This is a genomic window from Flavobacterium omnivorum, from assembly GCF_900099915.1.
Taxonomy (GTDB): domain Bacteria; phylum Bacteroidota; class Bacteroidia; order Flavobacteriales; family Flavobacteriaceae; genus Flavobacterium; species Flavobacterium omnivorum.
The window spans coordinates 1-25,912 of sequence record NZ_FNDB01000024.1 but is presented as its reverse complement, the minus strand read 5'-3'; the positions used below and the strand labels follow the sequence as shown (position 1 = coordinate 25,912).

General features: G+C 32.3%; 26 protein-coding genes. 12 read left to right on the top strand and 14 right to left on the bottom strand.

Features of this window, described 5'->3' with window-relative positions:
• Positions 1-995, bottom strand: a 995-nt coding sequence (locus tag BLS90_RS15540; protein WP_245705128.1) for a hypothetical protein, incomplete at its 3' end; no start/stop codon positions are given.
• A gap of 116 nt (positions 996-1,111) precedes the next feature.
• Between BLS90_RS15540 and BLS90_RS15535 the strand changes: the two genes are divergently transcribed.
• A complete protein-coding gene (locus BLS90_RS15535) occupies positions 1,112-2,173 on the top strand; it encodes a WD40/YVTN/BNR-like repeat-containing protein (RefSeq protein ID WP_091259248.1) in 1,062 nt (353 codons plus the stop codon).
• A 74-nt stretch (positions 2,174-2,247) separates the two neighbouring features.
• Here BLS90_RS15535 and BLS90_RS15530 read toward each other — a convergent pair whose 3' ends face one another.
• The 4 genes from BLS90_RS15530 to BLS90_RS15515 are packed head-to-tail and all read right to left on the bottom strand — an operon-like array spanning position 2,248 to position 4,927.
• Positions 2,248-2,706, bottom strand: a complete 459-nt coding sequence (locus BLS90_RS15530) for a sensor of ECF-type sigma factor (protein WP_091259247.1) — start codon at positions 2,704-2,706, stop codon at positions 2,248-2,250.
• Between the two features lie 48 nt (positions 2,707-2,754).
• On the bottom strand, positions 2,755-3,171 hold the full coding sequence (locus BLS90_RS15525) for a hypothetical protein (RefSeq protein WP_091259245.1): 417 nt from the start codon (positions 3,169-3,171) through the stop codon (positions 2,755-2,757).
• 31 nt (positions 3,172-3,202) lie between these two features.
• Complete coding sequence (locus BLS90_RS15520; protein ID WP_091259243.1) at positions 3,203-3,745, bottom strand: RNA polymerase sigma factor; 543 nt, start codon at positions 3,743-3,745, stop codon at positions 3,203-3,205.
• 60 nt (positions 3,746-3,805) lie between these two features.
• Complete coding sequence (locus BLS90_RS15515; RefSeq protein ID WP_091259241.1) at positions 3,806-4,927, bottom strand: SRPBCC family protein; 1,122 nt, start codon at positions 4,925-4,927, stop codon at positions 3,806-3,808.
• Between the two features lie 612 nt (positions 4,928-5,539).
• Here BLS90_RS15515 and BLS90_RS15505 point away from each other — a divergent pair.
• On the top strand, positions 5,540-5,923 hold the full coding sequence (locus BLS90_RS15505) for a pyrophosphohydrolase domain-containing protein (protein ID WP_091259239.1): 384 nt from the start codon (positions 5,540-5,542) through the stop codon (positions 5,921-5,923).
• A gap of 99 nt (positions 5,924-6,022) precedes the next feature.
• On the opposite strand, the gene BLS90_RS15500 is transcribed toward BLS90_RS15505, so the two are convergent.
• On the bottom strand, positions 6,023-7,090 hold the full coding sequence (locus tag BLS90_RS15500; protein WP_091259237.1) for a branched-chain amino acid aminotransferase: 1,068 nt from the start codon (positions 7,088-7,090) through the stop codon (positions 6,023-6,025).
• Positions 7,091-7,389: 299 nt separating this feature from the next.
• Here BLS90_RS15500 and mnmD point away from each other — a divergent pair, with 299 nt between their 5' ends.
• Complete coding sequence (gene mnmD, locus BLS90_RS15495) at positions 7,390-8,052, top strand: tRNA (5-methylaminomethyl-2-thiouridine)(34)-methyltransferase MnmD (protein WP_091259235.1); 663 nt, start codon at positions 7,390-7,392, stop codon at positions 8,050-8,052.
• A gap of 157 nt (positions 8,053-8,209) precedes the next feature.
• Entirely contained in the window at positions 8,210-8,407 is a 198-nt protein-coding gene (locus BLS90_RS15490) for a hypothetical protein (RefSeq protein WP_091259233.1), read from the top strand.
• Between the two features lie 33 nt (positions 8,408-8,440).
• Here BLS90_RS15490 and BLS90_RS15485 read toward each other — a convergent pair whose 3' ends face one another.
• Positions 8,441-9,382, bottom strand: coding sequence for a hydrogen peroxide-inducible genes activator (locus BLS90_RS15485; protein WP_091259231.1), 942 nt, complete (start codon positions 9,380-9,382; stop codon positions 8,441-8,443).
• Positions 9,383-9,497: 115 nt separating this feature from the next.
• On the opposite strand from BLS90_RS15485, the gene BLS90_RS15480 reads away from it, so the two are divergent.
• The 4 genes from BLS90_RS15480 (at position 9,498) to can (ending at position 12,852) form a co-directional block, all read left to right on the top strand.
• On the top strand, positions 9,498-9,977 hold the full coding sequence (locus BLS90_RS15480) for a Dps family protein (protein WP_073355016.1): 480 nt from the start codon (positions 9,498-9,500) through the stop codon (positions 9,975-9,977).
• Positions 9,978-10,104: 127 nt separating this feature from the next.
• Positions 10,105-10,386, top strand: coding sequence for a hypothetical protein (locus tag BLS90_RS15475; RefSeq protein ID WP_091259227.1), 282 nt, complete (start codon positions 10,105-10,107; stop codon positions 10,384-10,386).
• Between the two features lie 82 nt (positions 10,387-10,468).
• A complete protein-coding gene (locus BLS90_RS15470) occupies positions 10,469-12,142 on the top strand; it encodes a SulP family inorganic anion transporter (protein WP_091259225.1) in 1,674 nt (557 codons plus the stop codon).
• A 74-nt stretch (positions 12,143-12,216) separates the two neighbouring features.
• The gene (can, locus tag BLS90_RS15465) at positions 12,217-12,852 is read left to right on the top strand and encodes a carbonate dehydratase (RefSeq protein WP_091259221.1); all 636 of its coding nucleotides are present in this window, start codon (positions 12,217-12,219) and stop codon (positions 12,850-12,852) included.
• An 85-nt stretch (positions 12,853-12,937) separates the two neighbouring features.
• Here the strand turns inward: can and BLS90_RS15460 are convergent, their stop codons facing one another.
• From BLS90_RS15460 to BLS90_RS15445, 4 genes are all read right to left on the bottom strand, one after another.
• Positions 12,938-13,180, bottom strand: a complete 243-nt coding sequence (locus tag BLS90_RS15460; protein ID WP_091259220.1) for a hypothetical protein — start codon at positions 13,178-13,180, stop codon at positions 12,938-12,940.
• Positions 13,181-13,198: 18 nt separating this feature from the next.
• The gene (locus BLS90_RS15455; protein ID WP_091259218.1) at positions 13,199-14,635 is read right to left on the bottom strand and encodes an NADP-dependent isocitrate dehydrogenase; all 1,437 of its coding nucleotides are present in this window, start codon (positions 14,633-14,635) and stop codon (positions 13,199-13,201) included.
• 691 nt (positions 14,636-15,326) lie between these two features.
• Positions 15,327-16,526 (bottom strand): LETM1-related biofilm-associated protein, encoded by a 1,200-nt coding sequence (locus BLS90_RS15450; protein WP_091259215.1) that lies wholly within the window; start codon positions 16,524-16,526, stop codon positions 15,327-15,329.
• 113 nt (positions 16,527-16,639) lie between these two features.
• Positions 16,640-17,167, bottom strand: coding sequence for a superoxide dismutase family protein (locus BLS90_RS15445; RefSeq protein ID WP_091259214.1), 528 nt, complete (start codon positions 17,165-17,167; stop codon positions 16,640-16,642).
• A gap of 237 nt (positions 17,168-17,404) precedes the next feature.
• Between BLS90_RS15445 and BLS90_RS15440 the strand changes: the two genes are divergently transcribed.
• From BLS90_RS15440 to BLS90_RS15425, 4 genes are all read left to right on the top strand, one after another.
• Entirely contained in the window at positions 17,405-18,319 is a 915-nt protein-coding gene (locus tag BLS90_RS15440; protein ID WP_091259212.1) for a YihY/virulence factor BrkB family protein, read from the top strand.
• A 621-nt stretch (positions 18,320-18,940) separates the two neighbouring features.
• Entirely contained in the window at positions 18,941-20,092 is a 1,152-nt protein-coding gene (locus BLS90_RS15435) for a hypothetical protein (protein WP_091259210.1), read from the top strand.
• 59 nt (positions 20,093-20,151) lie between these two features.
• Positions 20,152-21,777 carry a BCCT family transporter gene (locus BLS90_RS15430; RefSeq protein ID WP_091259262.1) on the top strand — a complete coding sequence of 542 codons (1,626 nt, stop codon included), beginning with the start codon at positions 20,152-20,154 and terminating at the stop codon, positions 21,775-21,777.
• 8 nt (positions 21,778-21,785) lie between these two features.
• Positions 21,786-22,643 carry a universal stress protein gene (locus BLS90_RS15425; RefSeq protein WP_091259208.1) on the top strand — a complete coding sequence of 286 codons (858 nt, stop codon included), beginning with the start codon at positions 21,786-21,788 and terminating at the stop codon, positions 22,641-22,643.
• A gap of 120 nt (positions 22,644-22,763) precedes the next feature.
• On the opposite strand, the gene BLS90_RS16955 is transcribed toward BLS90_RS15425, so the two are convergent.
• The 3 genes from BLS90_RS16955 to BLS90_RS15410 form a co-directional block, all read right to left on the bottom strand.
• On the bottom strand, positions 22,764-22,925 hold the full coding sequence (locus BLS90_RS16955) for a hypothetical protein (protein WP_175455504.1): 162 nt from the start codon (positions 22,923-22,925) through the stop codon (positions 22,764-22,766).
• Between the two features lie 493 nt (positions 22,926-23,418).
• Entirely contained in the window at positions 23,419-25,161 is a 1,743-nt protein-coding gene (locus BLS90_RS15415; protein WP_091259204.1) for an APC family permease, read from the bottom strand.
• A gap of 483 nt (positions 25,162-25,644) precedes the next feature.
• On the bottom strand, positions 25,645-25,912 hold a 268-nt coding region (locus tag BLS90_RS15410), incomplete at its 5' end, for an integrase core domain-containing protein (RefSeq protein WP_139171457.1).

Here is a 25,912-nt window from a genome sequence, read left to right as displayed (position 1 = left end):
TTATCTCTTGTGGAACCGCCTCTTTGTGGTGCAGCTTCTCTGGACTGACTCGTTCTATTTTGAGAATAATCTCTTGTAGAACCGCCTCTTTGTGGCGCAACTTCTCTGGATTGACTCGCTCTATTTTGAGAATTATCTCTTGTAGAGCGGCTTCGTTGTGGCGTAACTTCTCTGGAAGAATTAGTTCTGTTTTGTGTATAATCTCGTGAAGAACTGCCTCTCCTGTTAACATAGCCAACTTCGTTCCTAAAGCCTTTCCTTTGATCTAATTCGTAACGGTTTACCACATTTGCATTTCTTCTTGAAAAAGAATAGTTTGGGTTTTGTCTCTCATAGCCATTGGAGCGTCTTGAATTATATAAAACTACAGTACGATCGTTTCTTCTATGATTAACATAATTATAGTAATTATTTATATTTAAATTAATATTGATGTTGTTTCTGTATCGGAATACTGGAAAGGGATTCCACGCATAATAATAAGAGGGATAATAATTCCAATTCCAAGAGGAATAGTAAGGACGATAATTAGTAGACCAAAAAGAAGCGTAAATTACAGGAGTACTGTAATATACTGGCTCATAAATATAGTTTTCTCCATACATAAAGACATCACCAACTACTTGTACATGAATTTTGTTGTTTCGGTCTTTTTCTACATCAATTGTAGCAACATCTTGATAAACATCATCATCAAGAACGGATTGAACGATGATTAAATGTGTTCTGTTTTCTACTGTTTCAATCACCCGTAGATAATCAACTTGGTTGTCGTTGTTTAAATCCAAATTAGATATTTGCAAATCAGGATCATTCAGTCTTCTTTCAAAATCCTGTAGGTCTCTAGAATCGCCAAAAATAGAAGCAACAGCTCTCAAGTCAAGATTGTCACTGATTTCGGCATTCATGGCATTTACTGATGTTCTATTTTGCGCTTGTATCTGTGTTGCGAAAACAGTAGTCAATAGACTCAATAATAGTAGTTTCGTTTTCATAATTAATTGGATTAAATTTCCCTTTTTTTTCAATATCCAATTACTGTGCCAATAAATTTGGGTACTTTATTGCATTTCTATTAATAGTTGTAAATTAGCAGTAAAATGTACTAAAAATGAAAAATATTTTACTGGCTTTGTTGGTTGTATTAGTTGCTGTGTCTTGTAAAACAAGTATTTATAAGTCTGAAAAAATAGAAGAAACTAATTTTCAGTCTGTTGTAATAGACACTTTATTTCAGGATAAAATAAGTATTAGAGCGATTCAAATTGATAAAAATAAAATTTGGTACGCTGCGGATAAAGGTAGATATGGTTTTTATAATTTGGATTCTAATCAAAAGATTGAAAATAGAATTAGCAAGGATTCACTAAATCTTGAATTTAGAAGTATTGCGCAAACAACAGCACATGTTTTTATTTTAAATGTAGCCAACCCTGCACTTCTTTATCGGGTTTCCAAAGAGGGTTTGAGCACGCAATTAGTTTACCAAGAAAGCCACCAAAAAGTGTTTTATGATAGCATGAAATTTTGGGATAACAACGAAGGAATTGCAATGGGTGATCCAATTGAGAACTGTCTTAATATAATTGTAACAAGGGATGGCGGGAATTCATGGAATAAAATATCATGCGAAAAACTGCCAAAAGTGTCAGATGGGGAAGCAGCATTTGCTGCAAGCAACACTAATATTGTAATAAAGAATAATAACACTTGGCTTGTTTCAGGTGGTATAAAAACACGAGTTTTTTATTCTCCTGATAGAGGTGAAAGTTGGTCTGTTTTTGAAACTCCAATTGTACAAGGCAAAACTATGACAGGAATTTTTACAGCTGATTTTTACGATTCAAATATAGGGATGGTGGCTGGAGGTGATTATGAGGTTAGGAACCAAAATTTTTCTAATAAAGCAATGACAATAAATGGAGGAAAAACATGGAAGCTTGTCGCGGAAAATCAAGGTTTTGGTTATGCGTCTTGTGTTCAATATGTACCCAAAAGCAGAGGAAAATCAATCGTTACTGTGGGAACTTCTGGAATATATTATTCCTCAGACAGCGGTAATATATGGAAGCAAATGTCTACGGATTCCAGCCTAAATACGATACGTTTCCTTGATGACAAAACTGCGATTGCAGCGGGACAGAATAAAATGATTCGCATCCGATTTAAATAAAAAAAACACCTTAAACTGTAGCGAATTAGTCGGAAGTTTAAGGTGTTTTTATTGAACTAATACTAAGTGAAATTTTATTTTCTGGAGCCTTTATTTCTATATTGCTGCAGTAATTTTCTATTAAAATCTTCCTCTGCTTTTTTAAGTTTAACTATTTTTACTGCAGGTAAAATTTTCTTCACATTTTGCATGAACGTCTTTCTTAATAAAAAGAGTTCTTCCTCCGTGTCTTCTATTTGTGCTAAGAAAGTGTTAGCTTCTTTTTCTGTTATTTGGTCTAAGGAGCCATCATTCATTCTTCTCACGTAGGTTTTCATTTTTTGATGTCTCAATTCAAATTGTTTGTCATCAAAGGTGTTATAGATTGGCCAGAATCTCTCTGCTTCATTTGTAGTGAGGTTTAATTCCGTTGTGAAAAATGCGGCTTTTAATGCTTTAATCTGTTCTTTTTTATCTTTCATACTTTCGCCTTGAGCAAAAAAGCTAAAGGAAACGAAGAATGCTAATAAGGGTAATAATTTTTTTATTGTCATTTTTATTTTTTTTAATTATATCTTTTAATGAAAACTTTAAAAACTCATTTACTCTAAAATGAGATTTTCTAAATTTGAGTTTGTTGATAAATGGTCTTCAATGGTTTCGTCTTCTAGAACGATACTACTATTGATTTTTTCAATGTCTTCTGTCTCTAGTCCAATTATTAGATCATATTGGTTTACATTAGACTGATAAGTGATGTAATTTTCTATGGCAACGGTATCTAATTCTTTTGTGTTTGACTCAGTGAGGCTTAAAACTGGAATCAATAAGACAAAAATTAAAACGGCAGCAGTACTCAACAGAACTAACAACTTTCTTTTTTGAAAAATAGAAATTACTTTTGGCTCGCTTACTGGCAAATGCTCCATCATTTTTATCGAAAAATTTTCAAAATAGTGATCGGGTGTTTTAAATCCGGGTTCAATTTTAGGCTCGTTTTCTAATTTAAATGTTTTCATATTCTTTTAGACAGTGTTATTACAAAAAGGTTTAATTAGTGGTTACAAATGCTTCTATTTTTTTTACTGCAATGTGATAAGATGCCTTTAATCCACCAACTGAAGTTCCTAGTATTTCAGAAATAGCTTCATACTTGAGTTCTTCAAAATATTTCATTTTAAAAATTAGCTGCTGTTTTTCAGGGAGTAAAGCAATCGCTTTTTGTAATTTTATTTGAATTTCATTTCCATCAAAAAAAACATCGGCTTCTAGATTATCGATTGCTTTATTTTGTATTGTTTCTGATGAAACTCCACTTCTTTTTGATTTTTGTTTTAAAAATGTTAAGGCCTCATTGGTAGCAATGCGATACATCCACGAAAAAAGTTTACTGTCTCCTTTGAAATTTTTTAAATTTTGAAATACTTTAACAAAAGTATTTTGCAACACATCATCTGTATCGTCATGATTCAAAACGATATTTCTAATGTGATTGTAGAGGGGTCTTTGATAATCCAATATCAACCTCTGAAACGCTTGGTTTTGTGTTTTAGAGTTTAATAGTTGGTTTATAAATTCCTTTTCTTCTTGCAAAATTGTTTTTATAGATTAGAATAGAATTTATTAAAAAGGTTTAATCGTTTACTATTATTTTTAAAATTCAGATTGCTCTTCCTCTTTATTGATAACAGGTGCAGGAATTTTTACAGCTTCTACTTTTTTAATTGGAGCAGGAATATAAGTGCTGACAGGAATCACTTTTGGTTTTATCGGGTAATAAATTTCAGTGACCCATTTTGAAGAGTTCTTAATTTCGGATCTGCTGATTTTGAAGATTTCCAAATGTGAAAATGTAGGATCAACAATTATTTTATTGGAATTAATGTATCCCATTGCCTTATCCATCGCTTTTTTCATGTGTGAATAATCACCAGTTAAGGTTGTTTTTACAGCCTCAAAGCCCTCCATTTTTCCAGTTAAGATGTCACTGCCTGAACTTGTCAAAATTTGACTTTTTATAGGTACACAAAAAGAGATTCTAGCCAGTCCATTGGCTAAATCATAAGTGTGATAAAGTAAAAATGGTTTCCCGTTGCGCTGGATATCGTTTTTATTACAAAAATCAATTATCTTGAAAAATACGATCCTTGAATTTTTGGTAACTTTTGAAAGTTTGCTTGTAAAGGTTTGTTTTAAGTAATAAGTAGGTGCAATTTTTGTTAAGCCATCTACTTTTACTTTGTGCGTGTTTATTTCAAAATCAAGAGTTTTGTCCAGCTTGGCCAAACTTTTTTCATACATAACCCCAATTATTTTATCCATACCACCGTTAAAGGCAGTATACACTTTCATAGAAAAACTCATTTTCCCAATAGTCTTCCATGTTACTTTTGTGCCCCCTACCGTATCCTTGAAAGTCCAAAACACCGATGATGAACTTCCATTGTAGTCCATTTTTTGTGAAATACTGTCGTTTTCCTTTACAAAAATAGTTTTCATATTTCCAGAGCCGTCTTTTCCTTCCCAAGAATAATAGGCACCTGCTCCAATTGTTTTTTGAGGATAAGTAATTTTTATTTCAGGATCTTCAGTAATCCATGAACCAAAATCTTCCCAGTTTCTGAAATCATTTACAAAATTATAAACGTTGGATTTTGGAGAATTTATGATGTGACTTCTTTCTACGGTAAAATCTCCTTTTTGAGTAGCTACAAAAATGGATAGGGCTACAAAACTAAGCAGTAGTAAAAGAAATAAATATTTTAAAATCCTCATAATACACGGGTTTATTAATTTCTGTAAAGTTAAAAATTTAATTTATAAGTCACGGAAACTGGTAAATAAATAAATAGGCCTTTTTTTGTGCAAAAGCGATAATATAATTCAATTTTTTTTCGTTCAACTTGATTTGAATGGCAAATTATAATCTATTTTAATTATATGGTTTTTTTTTAAAGGGGATGATGTTTTGAATTTCATTTCGAGATTTTTATGTAAATGATATTTAATAATTTAGTATAAAAATAGGAGTGAGGATTAGACTTGAATTTACAAAGTTCTTGAAATAATAAAGTCCACGATAAAGTGGACATTATTATTTATTTATTGCAAACTATCGTTTAAAGAATATTTTTATCAAAAACAATATCCCAATAAAAACTCCAAATCCTATTAATATTTTATAATTTCCTTTATAAAATATTCTATGCAACGCTAAATCTTTTCGGTAGGCGTATACCATCGCAATGACAAACGCAATAAAAAAAAGTCCTGCAAATACTAATTGTCCCTGACTAAACATAATTGAAATATTTTTTTTGACAAATTTAGTTATTTGTTTAATAATAGTTTGCTAATTTGTATTTTCATTTGATAAAAATAATAAAGATGCAAAAACAAATTAACGCGGTAAAAGAATTTCATTCTACGTTCAAAATTGATTTTAATGAAAGTCCTACAGCCAATTTAGGAGAGCGTAAGCATGAACTTCGTTATAATTTAATGAAGGAAGAAAATGAGGAGTATTTAGAAGCGGTTCAAAATAATGATTTAACAGAAATAGCAGATGCTTTGGGCGATATGATGTATATTCTTTGCGGAACAATTCTAGAGCATGGCTTACAAGATAAAATAGAGGCCGTATTTGATGAAATTCAGCGCAGTAACATGAGTAAGTTAGACGAAAATGGAAGCCCTATTTATAGGGAAGATGGAAAAGTATTAAAAGGGCCAAATTACTTTAAACCGGATTTTTCAATTATTCTTAAATAGGAATTACTAAGCCCTCTAGATGATAGGTAGTACTATAGAAAACAATAAAGGCGATTTTACAAATTAAAACCGCCTTTATTTAAAGATAAAATGGAAAAATTATATTTTAACGGTCCATCCAAAAGTGTCTTTTTCTAACTTATTTTGAATATTGGTCAATTTGTCTTTGAGTTGTATTGCTACTGATTTTTCAATTTTTGGCAATTCAAAATAGACATCTTGATATGAGAATCCCGAGATTGGACTAACTACGGCAGCTGTTCCAGCGCCAAAAATTTCTTTTAAAGTTCCATTTTTAGCTGCTTCAACTAGTTCAGAAACTAAAACAGGACGAATCTCTACCTCTATTCCTTCGCTTTTAGCCAGGTCGATCAGTGTTTTTCTGGTTACCCCATCCAAAATTCGTTCACTTACTGGAGCAGTAAGTAAGGTGTCGTTTATTCTAAAGAAAACATTCATTGTTCCAGCTTCTTCAAGTTTGGTATGCGTGGCGTCATCCGTCCAAATAACCTGCTGAAAACCGGCTGCATTAGCTAATACAGTAGGGTAGAACTGAGCCCCATAGTTTCCCGCTGCTTTTGCCGCACCAATTCCGCCATTAGCAGCTCTACTGAAATGTTCTGCAATAAGTACTTTTACATCACCAGAATAATACGATGTCACTGGAGATAGAATGATCATAAATTTATAATCATTAGATGGGTTAGCAATTACGCCCGTTCCAGTTGCAATCATAAAAGGTCTGATGTACATCGCATTTCCTTTTCCTTTTTTTATCCAAGCCTCATCCAACTGTAGTAATTGATGTAACCCATTCATGAATATTTCTTCAGGAACCTCTGGCATAGCCATTCTAACCGCTGATTTATTGAAACGATTGTAGTTTTCATCAGGTCTAAAAAGCCAAACAGCATCATCAGTATCCTTATAAGCTTTCATTCCTTCAAAAATCGCTTGTCCATAATGAAAAACTCTGGTTGATGGGTCTAACAAAAAAGGAGCGTAGGGCTTAATGACTGGTTTTTGCCATTCCCCGTTTGTAAAATCGCATTCAAATAAATGATCCGTAAAAACGGAACCGAAGCTTAAGTTGTCAAAATTTACTTCCTTAATTTTTGAAGTAAGAGATTCTATAATCTCAATTTTATTAGTTTGAGTTGTACTCATAGTATTGTATTGTTTTTTGTTTTTTTGAAGTTATAATACAAAGCTTAAAAAGATAGCGATTCCATCTCTTAGACTTTAATATTTGCAAAATTAAATAAAAATCAGTAAATTACTTATCAAAACTACATTAATTATAGCGTTTAACTAACATTTGTTTACGTTTTTGAAAATTAAAAAAAAAACAAGCATAATTCTAGTGATTATATAAAAAATCGCAGTTTTTAAGAGGTAAAGGCAATAGTTTGATTAAATTTGAGCAGTTTTATATTATATAAAGCTGTATAACCTAGCACATAATTTTGAAAAGAGAAATAATTCAGACACTTGACGGCTCTACAACGATCCATTTAACCGAATGGGACGAATGTTATCATTCTAAGCATGGCGCAATTCAAGAAGCGCAACATGTTTTTATCAAAAATGGCCTTTCCCTATTTCAAAATCAAAAAGTTGCTATACTCGAAATAGGATTTGGCACTGGTTTAAATGCTTTTATTACGCTTTTAGAAGCCAAAAAAACGCAGCAGACCATAGATTACGTGGGGGTAGAAGCCTATCCAATTTCTGCGGAAGAAGTCTTAAAGATGAATTACGTATCTGAGTTGAATGCAGATAAGGAAAGTACAATTTTCGATACAATTCATGAAAGCAATTGGGGAGAAAAAGTACTTTTAAATGATGGTTTTACACTAACTAAACGGAATCAATTTTTTGAAGAAATTAATGATGACAACACATACGATTTAATCTATTTTGATGCTTTTGGATATAGAGTCCAACCAGAATTGTGGAGTACAGAAATTTTTAGAAAAATGTTTAAAGCACTTAAAAATAATGGAGTACTGGTTACTTATGCTGCAAGAGGTGTTGTTAAAAGAAGCATGATCGAAGTAGGCTTTACTGTTGAAAAACTGGAGGGACCTCCTGGAAAAAGAGAAATGTTCCGTGCTCGCAAAGGTTAAGTGAAGCTTTAATTAGATTAGTTGTAATAGTTCGGTATAGTTTTATAGCATAAAATAAAAAACCAAAAACTACGTTAAATAATAATTATCTAGTTTCAAAAAATGTAATTTTACGTCAATAGTAGAATGTTAATGTAACCAAATTCATCCTTGTCTTATGTCGAAAATAATGTACGATTATACAAAATCTGTTTTAGAAAGTGTAAGTTTTGATCCAATGCTTTTTTGCAAAGAGTTAGAAAAAGCCATCAAGATGTTATTGCCCTATGAAATGGAACAATTGCGTGAATGGTTATTAAATTTTACGATTGGAAAACCAGAATTAAAACAATATTTATTAATAGTAAATTCATAAAAAAAAGGAACCGCTAACAAACGGTTCCTTTTTTTATTTTTTATGAATGGAACTTATAATTTGCACATTCTGGAAAACGATTGCTCCTTTTATGACTCCAGCAATTGTGCTGCGAAGCGCTTCAATAATCTGAATTTTTAATTCACTTTTAGGAAAAATTAAACTGACCTCTCGTGCTGGTTTAGGTTCTTTAAAATGACGCAACTTGACTTTATCGCTATCTTTTAGGTCCAATGTATGTAGGTAGGGAAGTAATGTAGTTCCTAGTCCTTCATCGGCTAGTTTTATTAAGGTTTCAAAACTCCCACTTTCTATTTGAAAATGACCTGCTTCACTTCGAGGATTATTTTTACATAAATTTAGAATTCCATCACGAAAACAATGTCCATCTTGCAGTAGTAAAATTTCGTCCAAGTTTAAGTCGGAAACTTCTATTTCTTCTTTTTGAAAATGGTGGTGGCTTTCAGGAATGTAAGCAACAAAAGGTTCGAAATAGAGTACAATTTCTTTAATTTTATCTTCCATTAAGGGCGTTGCAGCAATAGCCGCGTCAAGATGGCCATTATTTAGTTTTGTTATAATTTCTTCCGTATTCAACTCTTCGATGATGAGTTTTACTTTAGGATATTTTTTGATGAAATTATTCAAAAACATAGGCAGCAGCGTAGGCATGATAGTGGGAATTATTCCTAGCCTGAATTCACCACCAATAAAACCTTTCTGTTGCTCAACAATATCTTGTATGCGATCTGCTTCGATGACTATATTTTTGGCTTGGTTTACAATTTTTTGACCAATATCAGTAAGTTGAATAGGTTTTTTTGTTCGATCAAATATCTGAATGCTTAATTCTTCTTCTATTTTTTGAATTTGCATGCTCAATGTAGGTTGAGTAACAAAACACTTTTCTGCAGCCAAAGTAAAATTTTTATGTTCAGCTACAGCAAGAACATATTTTAGTTGAGTAATTGTCATAATTATAATAATAGCTGATGCAAATTTAGTAAAACTATAACTTTTAATTATGGTGTTTTTCATTAATCTTATGCTAAATTTACAATTATAAGAATTTAATATAAAAACTATGGAAATGAAAACAAACATTTTAGGATTACCAGTTAAAGAATCAGAATTGATAGTTAATGAATTGAATATTTTGTTATCTAATTTTCAAGTGTATTATCAAAATTTAAGAGGAATTCATTGGAATATAAGAGGGAAGCGTTTTTTTGATTTGCATGTGAAGTTTGAAGAATTATACACCGATTCTCAAATGAAAATTGACCTAATAGCAGAAAGAGTCTTAACTGTTGGAGGTACACCACTTCATACTTTTGAAGATTATATTAAAAATAATCAGTTGGTTGTTGGTAAAAATATTTCTAATGATGAAAAAGCGGTTCATTTGATTGTCGCCTCGTTATCTCATTTGCTAAAAATTGAAAGAGAGATTCTTAATAAATCTGCAGCAATTAATGATGAAGGTACAAATGCCATGATGAGTGATTTTATCTCAGAGCAAGAGAAGACAATATGGATGATGCAGGCTTGGTTAGAAGAAAGCTTGTAAGTTAAATATTGATTTAAAAAAGGCAAAATGAACTATAAATTTTTCATTTTGCCTTTTTTTTGTTAATTTATAGCAGAAATAGAATAACTGGCGTCATTTTTACCAAACTAATTCTATTTTTGCACCAATGAAGATACTATCTAAAATGTTTTTAATTCTGTTTATTGCTTTTTTAGTCACGCCTGCAGTTATTACCGTGATTGAGAAAAGTGCGGATATATCTATTTTTTATACTGTTTCTGAAGAAGAGCATGTTCATAAAGAAATTAAGACTTTTTTTTACTTAGAAAACCCTGTTGAAATTAGTGCTCCGTCGAAGATATCTTCTGGCGTTATCCTATCGGAGAATTTATCAAAACACGATAAAATTACCTCTTCCATATTTATTCCTCCTCCCAACGAAGTTTAATACAATTCTCGATTTTATGTTTTAAAATCAATTAACACATTATAATGTGATTCATTTTGTATTCAATTTTTAGTTAGGTATTATGACAAAAAAAAATAATCTTTTTGTTACCCTTAAATCCGACTTTGCGTCTGGTTTAGTGGTTTTTTTAGTGGCGTTACCATTGTGTTTAGGCATTGCAATGGCCTCTGGTGCTCCGTTATTCTCTGGAATTATAGCTGGAGTTATTGGTGGAATAGTGGTAGGGTATTTAAGTAAGTCGCACATAAGTGTTTCTGGACCTGCAGCGGGTCTTACCGCTATTGTACTTACTGCAATTACAGATTTAGGTGCTTTCGATATTTTTCTAACTGCTGTTTTTATAGCAGGCGCAATTCAACTAATATTGGGTTTTGTAAAGGCAGGAAGTATTTCTAATTATTTTCCAACTAATGTTATTGAAGGAATGTTAGCCGGTATTGGTATCATCATTGTTTTAAAGCAGTTGCCTCATGCTTTTGGATATGACAGTGATTTTGAAGGAGATTTGGCCTTTATGCAAAAGGATGGAGGTAATACATTTTCTTCGTTAGCTGCTATTGTTGATTATATTCAAATTGGTTCCATAGTAATTACAGTAATTTCTCTGACAATATTAATTTCATGGGATAAAGTACCATTTTTGAAAAAATTGAAGTTAGTACCAAGTGCTTTAATCGCAGTGACTATTGGTGTTATCTTAAATGAAATTTTTATAGGAACAGGAAGCACGTTAGCAATTGGAAAAGAACATTTGGTTTCTTTACCGGTTCCATCCTCTTTAGAAGAATTTAAATCGATCATCGTAACTCCTAATTTTTCTGGAATTACAAATCCTAAGGTATGGGTGATTGCCTTAACGGTTGCTATTGTTGGATCTATTGAAACTCTTCTAAGTATTGAGGCAGCAGACAGAATGGATGTGCAAAAGAGGTATACCGATACTAATGTAGAATTAAAAGCGCAGGGTATTGGAAACATGGTCAGTTCACTTTTAGGCGGTTTACCTTTAACTTCTGTAATTGTACGCACCTCTGCCAACAGTAATTCAGGCGCTAAGTCTAAAATGTCTACCATTATTCATGGCCTATTATTACTAGTAAGTGTGCTTGCTATTCCAGTGATTCTTAATAAAATTCCGTTGGCTACTTTAGCTGCTATTTTGATCCTAGTAGGCTATAAATTAGCAAAACCGGCTACATTTAAACACTTTTGGGAAAAAGGGAAATACCAATTTGTACCATTTATTGCCACTTTATTGGCGGTCGTATTTTTAGATTTGTTGAAAGGAGTTACCTTAGGAATTATCATTAGTATTATTTTTGTTTTAAAAGGAAATCTACAGCGAGCTTACCTATTTAGAAAAGAGGAATATGCTGATGGTGACGTTATTCATATTGATTTGGCACAAGAAGTTTCTTTTTTGAATAAAGCTGCTATCAAACAGACATTAAGTCAAATTCCAGAAAATTCTAAGGTGATCATTGATGCAAAAGATACGGTTTACATTGCTCATGACATTTTGGATTTAATTCATGAATTTAAAACTACTAGGGCTATGGATGATAATATAAAAGTGAAGCTAAGAGGGTTTAAAAAAGCATATCAGTTGGAAAATACGATTGACAGTCAAAATCATGTGACTATTGAACATTACTATGATGCTGCAAAAAGAGTAATGGTTACGAGAGAATTAGCAGATGATGAATTTCTTGAGGAAGAAAAAACATCTAATTAAACAAAAAATGAGTTCCTTTACAATAGATTTGCACGGACTAAACGGTTGTATAAACAAAATAATTTTTAAAAGTTATGGTTGATTTTTATAAAAAAATACTAGAGAATAATAAAAAATGGGTAGAAACCTCATTAATGAGCGACCCAAATTATTTCCAAGATTTAGCTAAAGGGCAGACACCACCTTTGTTATGGATCGGTTGCTCTGATAGTAGGGTTCCGGCAAATGAAATTATAGGAGCAAAACCCGGGGAAGTATTTGTACATAGGAATATTGCTAATATGGTTGTACATACTGATATGAATATGTTGAGCGTTCTAGATTATGCAGTAAATGTATTGAAGGTAAAACATGTATTAGTATGTGGACATTATGGATGTGGTGGTGTGAAGGCTGCAATGGGAAATGATTCTATAGGAATTATTGACAACTGGATTCGTCATATTAAAGACGTATATCGATTACACAGTAATTATTTGGATTCTATTCAAGATGAGGCTACACGGTTTAATACTTTTGTAGAATTGAATGTAAAAGAACAGGTTTTTGATTTAGCCAAGACCTCAATTGTTCAAGCGGCATGGAAAAATGGTCAAGAACTAACATTACACGGCTGGGCATACGGACTTAATTCTGGTTTCGTGACTGATTTAGAGGTTAATATCAGTTCGAATAAAGATTTAGATGCGGTGTACCAATTGAAATTTTAATACTATCAAAGCCACTTTTAAGTGGCTTTTTTAGTATCAGAATTTGATTTTTCTTATTTTACAACTCGAAATAGAAGGTAGACCGTTATTCTATGTGAATTGAACATTTAATTTTGACTCCACTATTTTTTGTGTTTAAAAAAAGTCTAGTGTCATACAATGATTTTTGAAGATTTTTAATTTTATTCTCACGACTTTTGATGTCTTCTTCTTGCTGTGAGTTGCAAACCTTACTTTCATGAAAATTAATTTTTATTTCAATCATCTTAACAATTAGCTCTAGGGCTTCATTTGTGCTAAATTCACCTTCAATAAGTGGGATGTCCATGTTTTTAAGCTTTAAAGATTATTGTCCTTGGCCTAATGAATATCCTGCTTTCCCATCAAAATCGTATAAATTTTCTGTCTTAATTACATCGATTTTAGCTTTCAACGCATTGGATAATAAAGTTATGATTTGGCTTTTCTCGATTAATTTTCCATGGGTTGGCTTAAATCTACAACGCCAGTGATCCGTGCAATAGGTTTCATTAAATCCGTCAGGCCAAACTTTAATTCCACGATTGGTAATCATAGTCAAATGTTTATCATCAGTACCAATAGCTTTAATTTTTTCGGCCAATTCGTTTGGATCTGTTCCATTCCAATGTATAAATAGGTCGACTCCAACTAATTCTTTATTTTTAGCAGGTTTCTTTGCATATTTTGGTAGGTTTAAAACCGCATCTTTCGCATACGAAACTTGTTTTAATTGCGATGGATTTTTTCCTAAATTGGCAATAACAGCTTGAGCAAATTCTTTTGTTCCAACTTTTTCTTTGCTTATTCCTTCTTTGTAAATATCATAAGTGTGGATTCCGTCTTCTATGGTTTTTAACCAAGCATTTTGTACTTTTTCAGCAATTTCTGTTTGTTCAATGTGATTTAGCATCATTACAGCACCTTCTAATAAGCCAGATGGATTTGCTAAGTTTTGATCAGCACGTCTTGGTGCTGAACCATGGATTGCTTCAAACATGGCACATTCTTCACCTATATTCGCCGATCCAGCCAGTCCAACAGAACCAGCAATTTGTGCAGCAATATCAGATAGAATATCACCATAAAGATTTAAGGTTACTATGACATCAAAGATCTCTGGAGTATCCGCCATTTTTGCAGCGCCAATATCAACAATCCAATGTTCATTCTCAATTTCGGGATATTCTAAAGCAATTTCATCAAATACCTGGTGAAACAGTCCGTCAGTTTGTTTCATGATATTGTCTTTTGTAAAACAAGTTACCTTTTTTCGACCGTATACTTTAGCATACTCAAAAGCATAACGAACTATTTTTTCGCAACCTGGACGGCTTATAAGTTTTAAGCATTGTATTACTTCATCGGTTTGTTGGTGCTCAATTCCAGCATATAAATCTTCTTCATTTTCGCGAATAATTACAAGGTCCATTTTAGGATGTTTGGTCTCTACAAAAGGATGTAGACTCATACAAGGTCTAACGTTTGAATACAGTCCAAGAAATTTTCTAGTTGTTACATTTAAACTTTTATAACCACCGCCTTGTGGAGTAGTTATTGGAGCCTTTAGAAATACTTTATTTCTACGAATAATATCCCAAGATTCACTCGCTATACCTGAAGTATTTCCTGATAAATAAACTTTTTCTCCAACTTCTATTTCATCAATTTCTAATTCAGCTCCAGCTGCGATAATGATTTTAAGTGTTGCATCCATTATTTCTGGACCAATTCCGTCTCCTTTTGCTACTGTAATTCGAGTCATGTGATTTATTTTAATTGTTTTGATAGTGCAAATTTGACGTTAATTATCCATAAAATTTTATTTATATTTGTAATGAAATACATTAAATATTTTTATATGTTTTGTTTTTAGTCTACTTTGTATTTATAAAAATAAAAGCAGCAAGAAACTAACACTAGAATTTCCTATGATTCCTTCTCTTTTTGTTAATCCTTTAACTATAGAAAACAATTAGTTTGAATTACTATTTGATGAGCTTATGGAAAGCGATTTCGTTTACGAGAGAAGGGAATAGAAACCTAAAGGCGATTGTCAATACACTTAAAGAATGGTTTAAAATCGCATTAATTTTAGCCTAATTTGACTTCGTGAATTTGGCTTGAAGCTTCCGTATTAAGATGAATTGGGATTGTAGATCCTTTTTTGAGCGGAACAATTGGTAAGAATAAATAATTTAATTCCAAAACCTAAATATATTGCACGACCAGTAATGTTCTAAAACAAGTGATTTTTACCGTTTTGCGACTTTGAAGATGAAAAATGATCGCTTTCAAGACGGTGGAGAAAGTGGCGCTAATACAATCCTATTTAATATTAAAACGGACTATTTTATCTTAAAAAACACTTATGAACTACCAAATAAAGAATTTTAATGTAAGATTGATTCACTTACACAAAAATACATACAATTTAATATTTTTCTAAAGGTGGGCTATTCATTATCCATATTCTCATTAAAGGCAGATGGTAATAAAGTAGGTATAAATTTAATTAGAATAGGCAGCAATAAACTTCCTCCTGGAAGTAAAAAAATGGCCAGTGATGGAACGGTTTTACAAATTTCTAATAATTGTTTTTTGACTTTTTTCTTTTCTTTTTCATCTAAATCCCTGCGAGTGGAATAGGCTAGGAGTACCATTAATTCCTTACTTTGTAAAATTTCTTTAATCAATCTATTTTTATTACGTCCAATAAGAGTAACTACACTTTGAGTAGTTTGGTCATAAAAATGTTTAACTGGATTTGAATAATTAAAATATGGAATTTCTTTTTTGTGCTTTGAAATGAATAGATTTGTACTCTTGACACTTTCGTTTACAAAATAATCGGGTATTTGCAAGATCTCAGCTAACGATTGCAAAAAATACAATTCATCATTTTCTATTTTTCCATCACTCCACAAAGCCATTCCAGCAATATCTATTAAATAATATTTTTCCAATTCATTTGTAAAGTAATCTAATTGAAGTGTTTCTAAACTTTGAGCTGAAACTTTTGAGAATTTACTGTAGCGAATTGAAGCTTCAAAGAGTTTGATTAATAAATCATCATACTGTGATTTTTTGGATTTTATTTTTAAAGCCAATGTGACGATATTTACAATGGTCTCTTCAATTTTTTTTAGGTATTTTTCTGGAATCTCTCCATGGATTAAATATTGACGAAACGCAAGTATGTCAATAAACAATAATGCATTAGTAACAAGATGAGAAAAATTTTTACTGATGATGCTGTCATTAGTTTGAACTCGAGCATCAATAATTTTTTCTAAAGTTAAAGCAGGTGAGTTTTTGGGTAGTATTTTTTTAAATAAATTAGATCCTTGAGGATGCATTTGATTGTAAAAAATAACAACATGTTTAATGAAATTAGCAGCAGTAATATCCTCATTGGTCAAACAAAAAACGCCATATAAGGTATTCAAAAGTGCTACTTTTGAGATCTCATCTTTAAACCAGCCTTTGGTATCAATGGCTGTAATTGTTTCAAAGGAAATGATATGACCATAGATAAAACCCGTATCTCTAACTTTTTGATAAAAAGTGTCCGTAGTTTTTGAAACAGTATCTTTTGAAAATTTTTGTTCAATAAAAAATTTATCTATCCAACCTGATGCCGAAGGGTTAATCATTGCTTTATTTTGAAGATACAAAGCTATGTATTTTTATGGTCTTCTTGTTATAATAAAATTAAAAAACCGTCTCATAACTGTTATGAGACGGTTTCCTTGATTTATTTTAAGTATTATTTGATAATAGCAGAGCAGGCTACCCTTGCGCCAGCATTTCCAGCAGGTTGTGAAACATAATCATCAGCGCCTTGATGCACGATTAATCCTTTACCTATTATGTTTTTAGTTTCATCTGCGGATCCAATACCCCATTCACGAGTCCTAAAAGTGACGGTGCCATTTCCATATTTATCAGCTGTAAAATTACCAATATCTCCTTTATGAGCTTCCCCTTCTCCTAATTTTCCGTGTTTTTTAAATGTTGGATTCCAGTGTCCACCAGCGGAACTTCCATCAGCAGCGGTACAGTCTGATTTCTCATGAATGTGTATTGCATGAATGCCAGGAGTTAAGCCTGTTAATTTAGCAATCATCGTTACTGTTCCTTTATTTTCAACAAATGTGGCCGTTCCAGTTACATTGCTATTACTTTTTGGTTCGAAAGCAATCACCAATGTCTTATCATTATTTAAGGAAGTATTGGTTTTACAACCAATTAAAACTGCTAAACCAATTCCAAATAGTAAAACTAATTTTTTCATAATATGTTTTATTTCAAAGATAAGAATTTTTGGAGTGCAGAGTGGGAGATTCCCTTGTTAATAATGGAATGTTTTACTTTTTTTAAAATGTACTTCTAATTGGTAAAGAATATCTTTATACTTTTGCAAGGAATGTATCATTCGAACAAAAGGCCTAGTTTTGTTACCGCCTGTAGCGATAGAAACTTTTATCTTGGAATTTATATTTTTAGGAAGTATTAAAAAAGAGTTAAAAAAATGAAGCACAAAGAAATAGCTACTATTAGCTGGAGTTTATTGAAAAGAACTTATAACGAATTTGATGATGATAATGGGATAAAGTTAAGCGCTTCATTGTCCTATTACACTATCTTTTCATTGCCTCCATTATTGATCATCATATTGTCTATTTTTAGTTTTTTATTTGGAAGAGAAGCAGTTACTGGACGGTTTTTTGGTCAAATAAATGGTATGGTTGGCAATGAAGCTGCTATTCAAATCCAAGAAACGATCAAAAATATAGAATTGTCAGACAGTGTTACATTTGCCACAATATTTGGAGGAATTATGTTGCTGATAGGAGCATCCGGCGTATTTGCCGAAATACAAAGTTCTATCAATTCTATTTGGGGGTTAAAGGCAAAGCCCAATAAAGGCATTATGAAATTCATTAAAAACCGGTTAATGTCGTTTTCAATGATTGCGTCAGTTGGATTTTTGTTGCTCGTGAGTTTGATGGTCAATACTGTCATGGATGTTATAAACACACGTTTACTTGTTTATTTCCCTGACACCACGGTATATATCTTTTATGTTTTTAATATTTTAATCTTATTTGCAACAACCACGATGTTGTTTTCCATAATTTTCAAAACTTTACCTGATGGTTATATCGTGTGGAAGGATGCTTTAATAGGTGCCAGTTTTACTTCTTTTTTCTTTATGATAGGTAAATTTGCGATTGGTTTTTATCTGGGAAGCTCTACTGTAGCTACTGTTTACGGCGCTGCAGGATCCGTAATAATTATATTAATTTGGGTATATTATTCGGCTATAATTTTATATTTTGGAGCTGAATTCACTAAAGTGTATGCCAATGCACATGGCAATAAAATAATACCAAATGCTTACGCTGTCGGAATCAAGGTGGAGGTTGTGGAAGTAAAAAAGTAATAGTTATATTGATTAATCCTAGATTGCTAGCAACGGGTTTGGCTTTGTACACTTTTTGTTCAAAGAATTTAGAATATCTTCTGTTTAATTTTTTATATAGACTAAGATAAACAAGATTGTATTTTATAAACTCAATCTAAAACGCGTTAATTTTTACAGTGCTATAGTTGTGTAATAGTTTTTTATGACTCTTTTTTTTATAATATTCCGAATAATCGTTATTGTCGAATATTTTTTAATCTTCTTTATATCTTTATTTTAATAATATAAATATGAACTATGTAAAATTTAGTTTTTATTACTGTGATATTCTCCTTTATGATTTCTATTCCATCTTTAAGGCATTTTAACCTTCCTTTTTGAGTACCTTGTACCCCAATATTTTACTTTTTTAAGACTGCTTCTATGAATCAGGTTGATTTCGATTAAATACTTTTAATCATCTGCTTATTCAAGTTTTTTTTGCAATACCTGCAATGGTATTTATCTACTAGTGTTTACTATTATTTTGTGTGCAATTATTTGTACAAAAAGTGGTCAGTAATTAATAAAAATTACTGTATTACCTTTTTAAACATTCTATTATTTTAGACACCATTAATTAACTTTTTTAATAAATATATGTTAGAAAAAATTACTCATTTACAATTATCTAAAACTCTTTATCTTTCGATTTTAACAATTCTATTTGCATTTCCAGTAATAGCTCAGGACAAACCAGAACTCGAAATTGGAGGAGCATTGCGTTTCAATTATAATTTGTCATCATGGAAAGAAGGTCAGAAAAAACGCGGAGGTGATTTTGGATATGATATGTTCAGGATAAATGCGAAAGGTGCTTACAAGGGAATATTTTTTGATGCTGAATACAGGTTGTATTCGGAAGAGTTTGGTGGCGGATTCTTAAAACAGGGTTGGCTGGGTTACAATTTTACTGAACAGGATCAAATTCACGTTGGGTTAACACAAGTGCCTTTCGGTATTCAACAATACAATTCAAACAACTGGTTTTTCAATTTGACCTATTATGTCGGTTTGGAAGATGACCATGATATGGGTGTTAAGTACATGCATTCAGGAGAGAAATTTGAATATCAACTAGCATTTTTCAAAAACGCAGAAGAATATAGCTTTGGAAGTAATTCAGAAGTTTCTTCAAGCCGATATGCTTATGATGTCGCGGGCAGAAACAAGGAAGTAAATCAATTTAACGGAAAAATTATTTACAAATTTGGAAAAGAAACCGCAAGTAGATTTGGTCTTTCCCTGCAGTACGGCGGCTTATATAATCTTGATACCGAAGAGGTGGGAGATCATAGTGCATTTGCTGTACATTATGAAATTACTAAGGGGAAATGGAATGGAAAAGCTCAATTTATTACAGCATCACACAATCCTGAAAATGCTAACGGAGAGTCCAGAGATGTGATTACAATGGCAGCATATGGCGCGCCTTATGAAGTTGCAGCTAATTTTAATATGTATTCTTTAGGGATCTCCAGAAATGTTCCTGTAGCATTGGGCCCTATTTCAAATCTGCAATTTTATAATGACTTTGCCTATATGGAGAAAAAAGTAGAAGGATTTACTGATTCGTACATGAATGTAACGGGAGTTTTAATTTCTGCAGGTAACGTTTATACTTATATCGACTATGCAGCAGGATATAATCACTCTTGGCTTGGTGGTAATTTTGTAGATGATTTTGCTAAAGGAAACCCTGACGCTAAGTGGGAAGCAAGATTTAATATTAATGTAGGCTACTATTTTTAGGTCTAAAAATAATGCAGAGCGTGTTAAAAAAATAAATGAAATTAAAAAAAATATGTTTTATGGCTAAGAAAATTATACGGAGTGATGAGAGAAAATCCATTTTTGGATTAGAAGTGAATGGCCCAGTATTTTTTACATCAGCGATCATCGTTATCATCGTCACAACATTGACCCTTATGTTTAAAGAAGGGGCTGAACATATTTTTACAGCGACCCAGGAGTTTGTTGCCAATAAAGCAGGTTGGTTTTTTATATTAAGCATAAATATTTTTCTGATATTTATGATTTATCTGGCATTTAGTAAATTCGGACATTTAAGGATTGGAGGACAAAATGCGAAACCTGAATTTAAAACACTTTCTTGGTTTGCAATGCTATTTAGTGCGGGAATGGGAATTGGACTTTTGTTTTGGAGTATTTCAGAGCCAGTATATCATTTTTTAAGTCCGCCAATGGCGAAAGGAGGAACCGCTGAAGCTGCTAAGGAAGCTATGAGCTTTACCTTTTTGCATTGGGGCTTTCATGCCTGGGCAGTTTATGCCTTGGTCGGATTATCCTTGGCATATTTCACCTATTCTCGTGGGCTTCCACTTACTATCAGATCAATTTTTTATCCTTATTTAGGAGATAGAATTTATGGTAAAATTGGGGATGCCATAGATATCTTCGCGGTACTTGCCACTTTATTTGGTCTAGCTACTTCTTTAGGAATGGGAGTTCAACAAATTGCAGCAGGTTTAAATCATCTCTTTGATATAGATAGCGGAGTACAAACCCAAATTCTTCTAATTGTTGGTATAACCTTGATTGCTACCGTTTCAGTAGTTTTGGGAGTAGATAAAGGGGTGAGAGTTTTGAGTGAATGGAATATGATAGTAGCAGTCCTCTTTCTTGTAATTGTAGTGCTTTTAGGGCCTACAATCTTTATTTTTGAATCGTTCATCCAAAATACAGGGAATTACTTATCCAGTTTCCTTGAAGTGGCTACTTGGACAGAAAGTTATACCGGTGGCAACTGGCAAAACGCTTGGACCATTTTTTACTGGGGATGGTGGATTGCTTGGTCTCCTTTTGTAGGAATGTTTATTGCACGTATTTCGAAAGGGCGTACAGTACGTGAGTTTATTTTGGGTGTTTTATTAGTACCTTCTATAGTAACTTTTTTCTGGATCTCCGCTTTTGGAAGTACAGCAATACATAAAGCAATTCTTGGTGATAATACGATAGCAAATGCTGTGAATGATAATATTGCCACAGCCTTATTCGTGTTTTTGGAAGATTACCCTTTTGCTTTTATTCTTAATATTATTGCAATAATTTTAATTGCAGGATTCTTTATTACTTCTTCCGATTCGGGGTCTTTAGTGGTAGATAATTTAACCTCTGGAGGGAAAATAGATGCACCAGTAGGACAAAGAATCTTTTGGGCCTTGGCTGAAGGTAGTATTGCAGCAGTTCTTTTAATTGGCGGCGGATTGCAGGCACTTCAAACGGCTACTATTGTGACCGGACTTCCATTTGCCTTGATTCTGATAGTCATGTGCTTCTCCCTCTATAAAGGTTTAGATGAAGATTTGAAGAAACTAAAAAAGCGCGAATCCCAAAAAGAACTTGAAAATTATGAAGAAATAGTTTCTGACATCGTTAATAAGCAAAATAATAAACAACAAAAAACCATTAAATAGCACTAATAATGACTGAAATCAAAAACATCTTGGTAGCCTTAGATCTCTCTGATATTGATAATACCTTAATTGAATATGCATCATTTATTGCAGAAACTTTGAAGGTTAAAAAAGTGTACTTTGTTCATAATATCAAAAAACATGAAATCTCTGAATTATTTGAAGAACAGTTAAAAGATATTAATCTTGATGAAATAATTGGTAACGAACTAAATGACAAGGTAGAAGAAATATTCACCTCGTCAACAGATTGGGAAGTACTTATTTCAGAAGATCCTTATTCGGAATCTCTAATCAATTATATTGTTAATAAATATGAGATTCAGTTGTCTTTAATTGGAAATAAAAATAAGTCTAGAGGTACTGGCGTTGTTAGTGGAAAATTACTACGTATGCTAAAATGCAATATTCTGTCTATTCCAAAAAATGCGAAACCGCATATTACTACTATTTGGGCAGGAACAGATTTTTCTAGCGCTTCCAATAAAGTTTTTGAAGTGGCTGAAAATTTACAAAAAACCATATCCGCCAAAGTAAAAGCAGTTCATGTTTACAATGTGCCAGTTCAATTCTCTCCTTATATTCCAAAAGAAAATTTGGATCAGAAAATTGAAAATCACTTAAAAGAAAAATTTGGTAAATTCATAAAAAAAGCAGGATACAAAGGAGATTTAACTTCTGAAATTATTCCTGGTAAAGGAACTGGAGTCGCAGAAAAACTACGTGCCAAAGCCGAAGCTTCAAAGGTAGATCTTATTATCGTTGGTGACAAAGGTCGAAACACGTTCTCCTCTTTATTGGTAGGAAGCGTGACCGAAGAGCTTTTTAATCAGGATTTAGAGATACCTTTATGGATTGTTAAGTAACACATTAAAACCAAACATTATATTCTGATTTGAAACTGATTTAGTTAGTTTTTTATAGGTGAGTTCAAACAAAAAAAAACCATTCGTTTTGCGAATGGTTTTTTTGTTTAAAATTAATTCTTAGTTGTGGCTAAAGCCAGAACTACAACATTGTTGGTGCATAAAGCTATTGGACTCCTCATGCCATGGGAAGTTAGCATTGTAGGTGCTGTTTTCCCAATAAAAATTTCGCCTTTTTTTCGGTTCGTTTCCTACTTCAATTATTGTTTCGGATTCGTACATAGGGCCAGTATATTAAGCTCCAGCAACCCATTGTACCAATTTCCATTATTATAGTTCTTAGAACTTCAATATACATAGCAGCCCCTTTGATAACTTCTAATGGATCGTGATCATCTGCATTATAGGAATTGCTAGCCAACCAGCAAATGATGCAACCCTTTCCTGCAAGCAAAGACAATACCAGCTCCTGCAACTCGCAAAGCTACTATGAGGGTACCAAGTTTTTTTTTAAACGATTGTATAAAGCAGAATAGTTAAAAAATAACCGATGAGACTACTGAATTTTTTAGTACGGTATTGATTGTCTGCGTTTTTTATTTTCGATAAAAAATTGCGTTGAAAGACTTTAATCAGGGACCATATCAATAGCAAACCAATTAAAGTTACGGCAATTTATCCTATTGTAGGATTAAAGATAGGGCACTGAATTTGCTCTTCTATATTGATAAATTTTTTATTTGCAAAAAAAATCATATTTCTATCTGTTTTTTTTCTACATAATTAGTCGTACACCACCCAGTTCTGAAATCCTGTAAGAAAAACGATCTCCGGGAGAACCGATAAACATAAAGTTTTTTGGAATATTCCATTTCTTTGACAATTCTTCTATTATTTCAGGACCAAAAGTGCCTTTAATTTCTATGAATTCAATATCGATGTCTGGATAAGCCCGATCGAGGACTTCTAAATCTTTGATTAATAAATCATTTGATTCGCCTTCTTTCTTAATATTTACAATTTTTAATTTTTTAGTTGTTTCATTGACTTCTACATATTGCATTACCTTGTTTAGAATGGCAACGTCATCTCCTTTTGTAAAAAAAACGAATTCCTGGGAATTAATTTTGACATTTAATTTCACTAAATAACGATTGCTAAATAAAACTATTTTCCGTAGTGGTTTAGAGAAATATTCCAAAGCATCAATTAATAATTGTATTAAAATAGTCCGATTCAGCATGATGGCTATAAAAAGTAAAGCGGGCAAAAGATATTTTATAAAGGTATAGAAAGATTCAATGTTCATATAGAGATTACCTGCAAAGGCTATAGCGATAAAAGTAATGGCGATCACAACTGAAATTCCCCTTGCTCTTTCTGGACGAGGCAATTTTTTACGTTTGAATTTTAATAGTAAATTTCCAATTCCAAAGAGGCCCATTACAGCCAAAAAAGAAAAAGTATATACGCCCGCTAACGATACTAGATCGCCTTTAGTAACAAATAATACAGAAACACACAATACTAAAAAACTAATAATTATTCTGTAATTAGAGCCGCGTTTGTTTTGTTTTAAAAAATAATTAGGCAAAATCCGGTCCAATGTCATTCGGTTTAATAATCCTGAAACTCCAACAAATGAAGTTAATACGGCACCGCAGAGAACTAAAACGGCATCAACGGAAATTAGATAACCTAACCAAGAACCTCCAGTAGTTTGCCCTAAATAGGCAAGAAGTGACTCTCGGTGATCTCCAACCTCTGCAAGAGGAATAATGCAAATAAGCAATAGCGCCAATACTGGATTAAAAAAGCTAACAATCGCCCACATATTTCGCAATGTTTTTGGAAAAATACCATGCTCTTGTTCCTCTACAAAATTAGCTGAGCTTTCAAATCCTGAAATACCAAGCATCGCAGCTGAAAACCCTAAAAATAAAGCGGTAGCGACACCTCCAGAAGAAACCGGGACTTCCCAATTGATATAAAAAGTTTGGAAACCGTTATTCGAAATGAACCAAAGTGAAGCTAATACCAGTGTGCTTAGTGTAATTAAATGTATTATAAAAATAAATACAGCTACAAAAGCAGATTCGCCAATACCTAAAATAGCCAAACCTGTGAAAGCCACTAGGACAACAATTGTGGCTATCGTCACGTCAAATCCCGTATAAATCCCATGCAAATAATGCATGCCTTCTGAAGCTGAAATCACGGCAGTAGCCATATAAGACAAGACGGTTAATGTTGCTGCAACAGACGCTATTCTTTTAGTTGAAGTATTTAATAAAACATTATATGCACCACCGTTCAGCGGAATGGCACCTACTACTTCCCCGTATATTTTTCTAAACAAAAAAAGTACGATGGCAACTATTAGCAATGAAATCCATGCAAATTGTCCAGCATACATAATAGTTAATGCAGAAACATACAAACAGGAGGAGCTAATATCATTTCCGCAAATTGCGGTAGCTTGTAATTCGTTTAATTTCTTGTGTAATTCTTTTTTCATTTTTAACGTAACAATTTTATTGCTTCTTTACGGTGCTAGTTTTTGATACAGAAAAGACGAATAGCGTTTTAATAAATAATTTGTGATTAAAATTACTAATTTTTTACTAAACTGAAAGTAATGAAACTACCAATTTAATGGATATAAAAAAATAAGTTAGTGAATACTTCATTAGAGGTCAAACCGAGTAAATAAAACAAAATGACTTTTTAACTATTCTATTTTTGTTAAAAGTACGATTAATTTTTAAATATTTTGAGCCAGCATAAAGGCAAGTTGTAGAATATCATGGTTAATATAAGGTCTTGTCATTTTTACAAGAACTATTTAAGTGCGATAATAAAAAGGACTTAGCTAACAATTTTTAAATTACTGAGAAAGATTTATAATGCCCAACCAAGTTTAGCTGCTTAATGATTCTGAATTTAAGAAGTATGTCTTGTCCTGAATAACCGATACAGATTATTAGATAAAAATATTTAATTAAACACTTGCAAAAACGTTTTTGCAAGTGTTTTTTGTTTTATATGTCCTCATTTTAATTTGACTTTGTATATGCATTTTGTTTGGAGTCAGCATGAAATTAGAATAATGAGGTCTTAATTCATTGTATATACTGATTGATTCTTTTACAATTTGTTTCATGATTTTTAAATCTAGGTTGTATTTATCAATCATGAATTCCTGTTTTAATATTCCATTTATTCTTTCTGCTACTGCATTTTCATATGGGTCAGAGTTTTGTGTCATA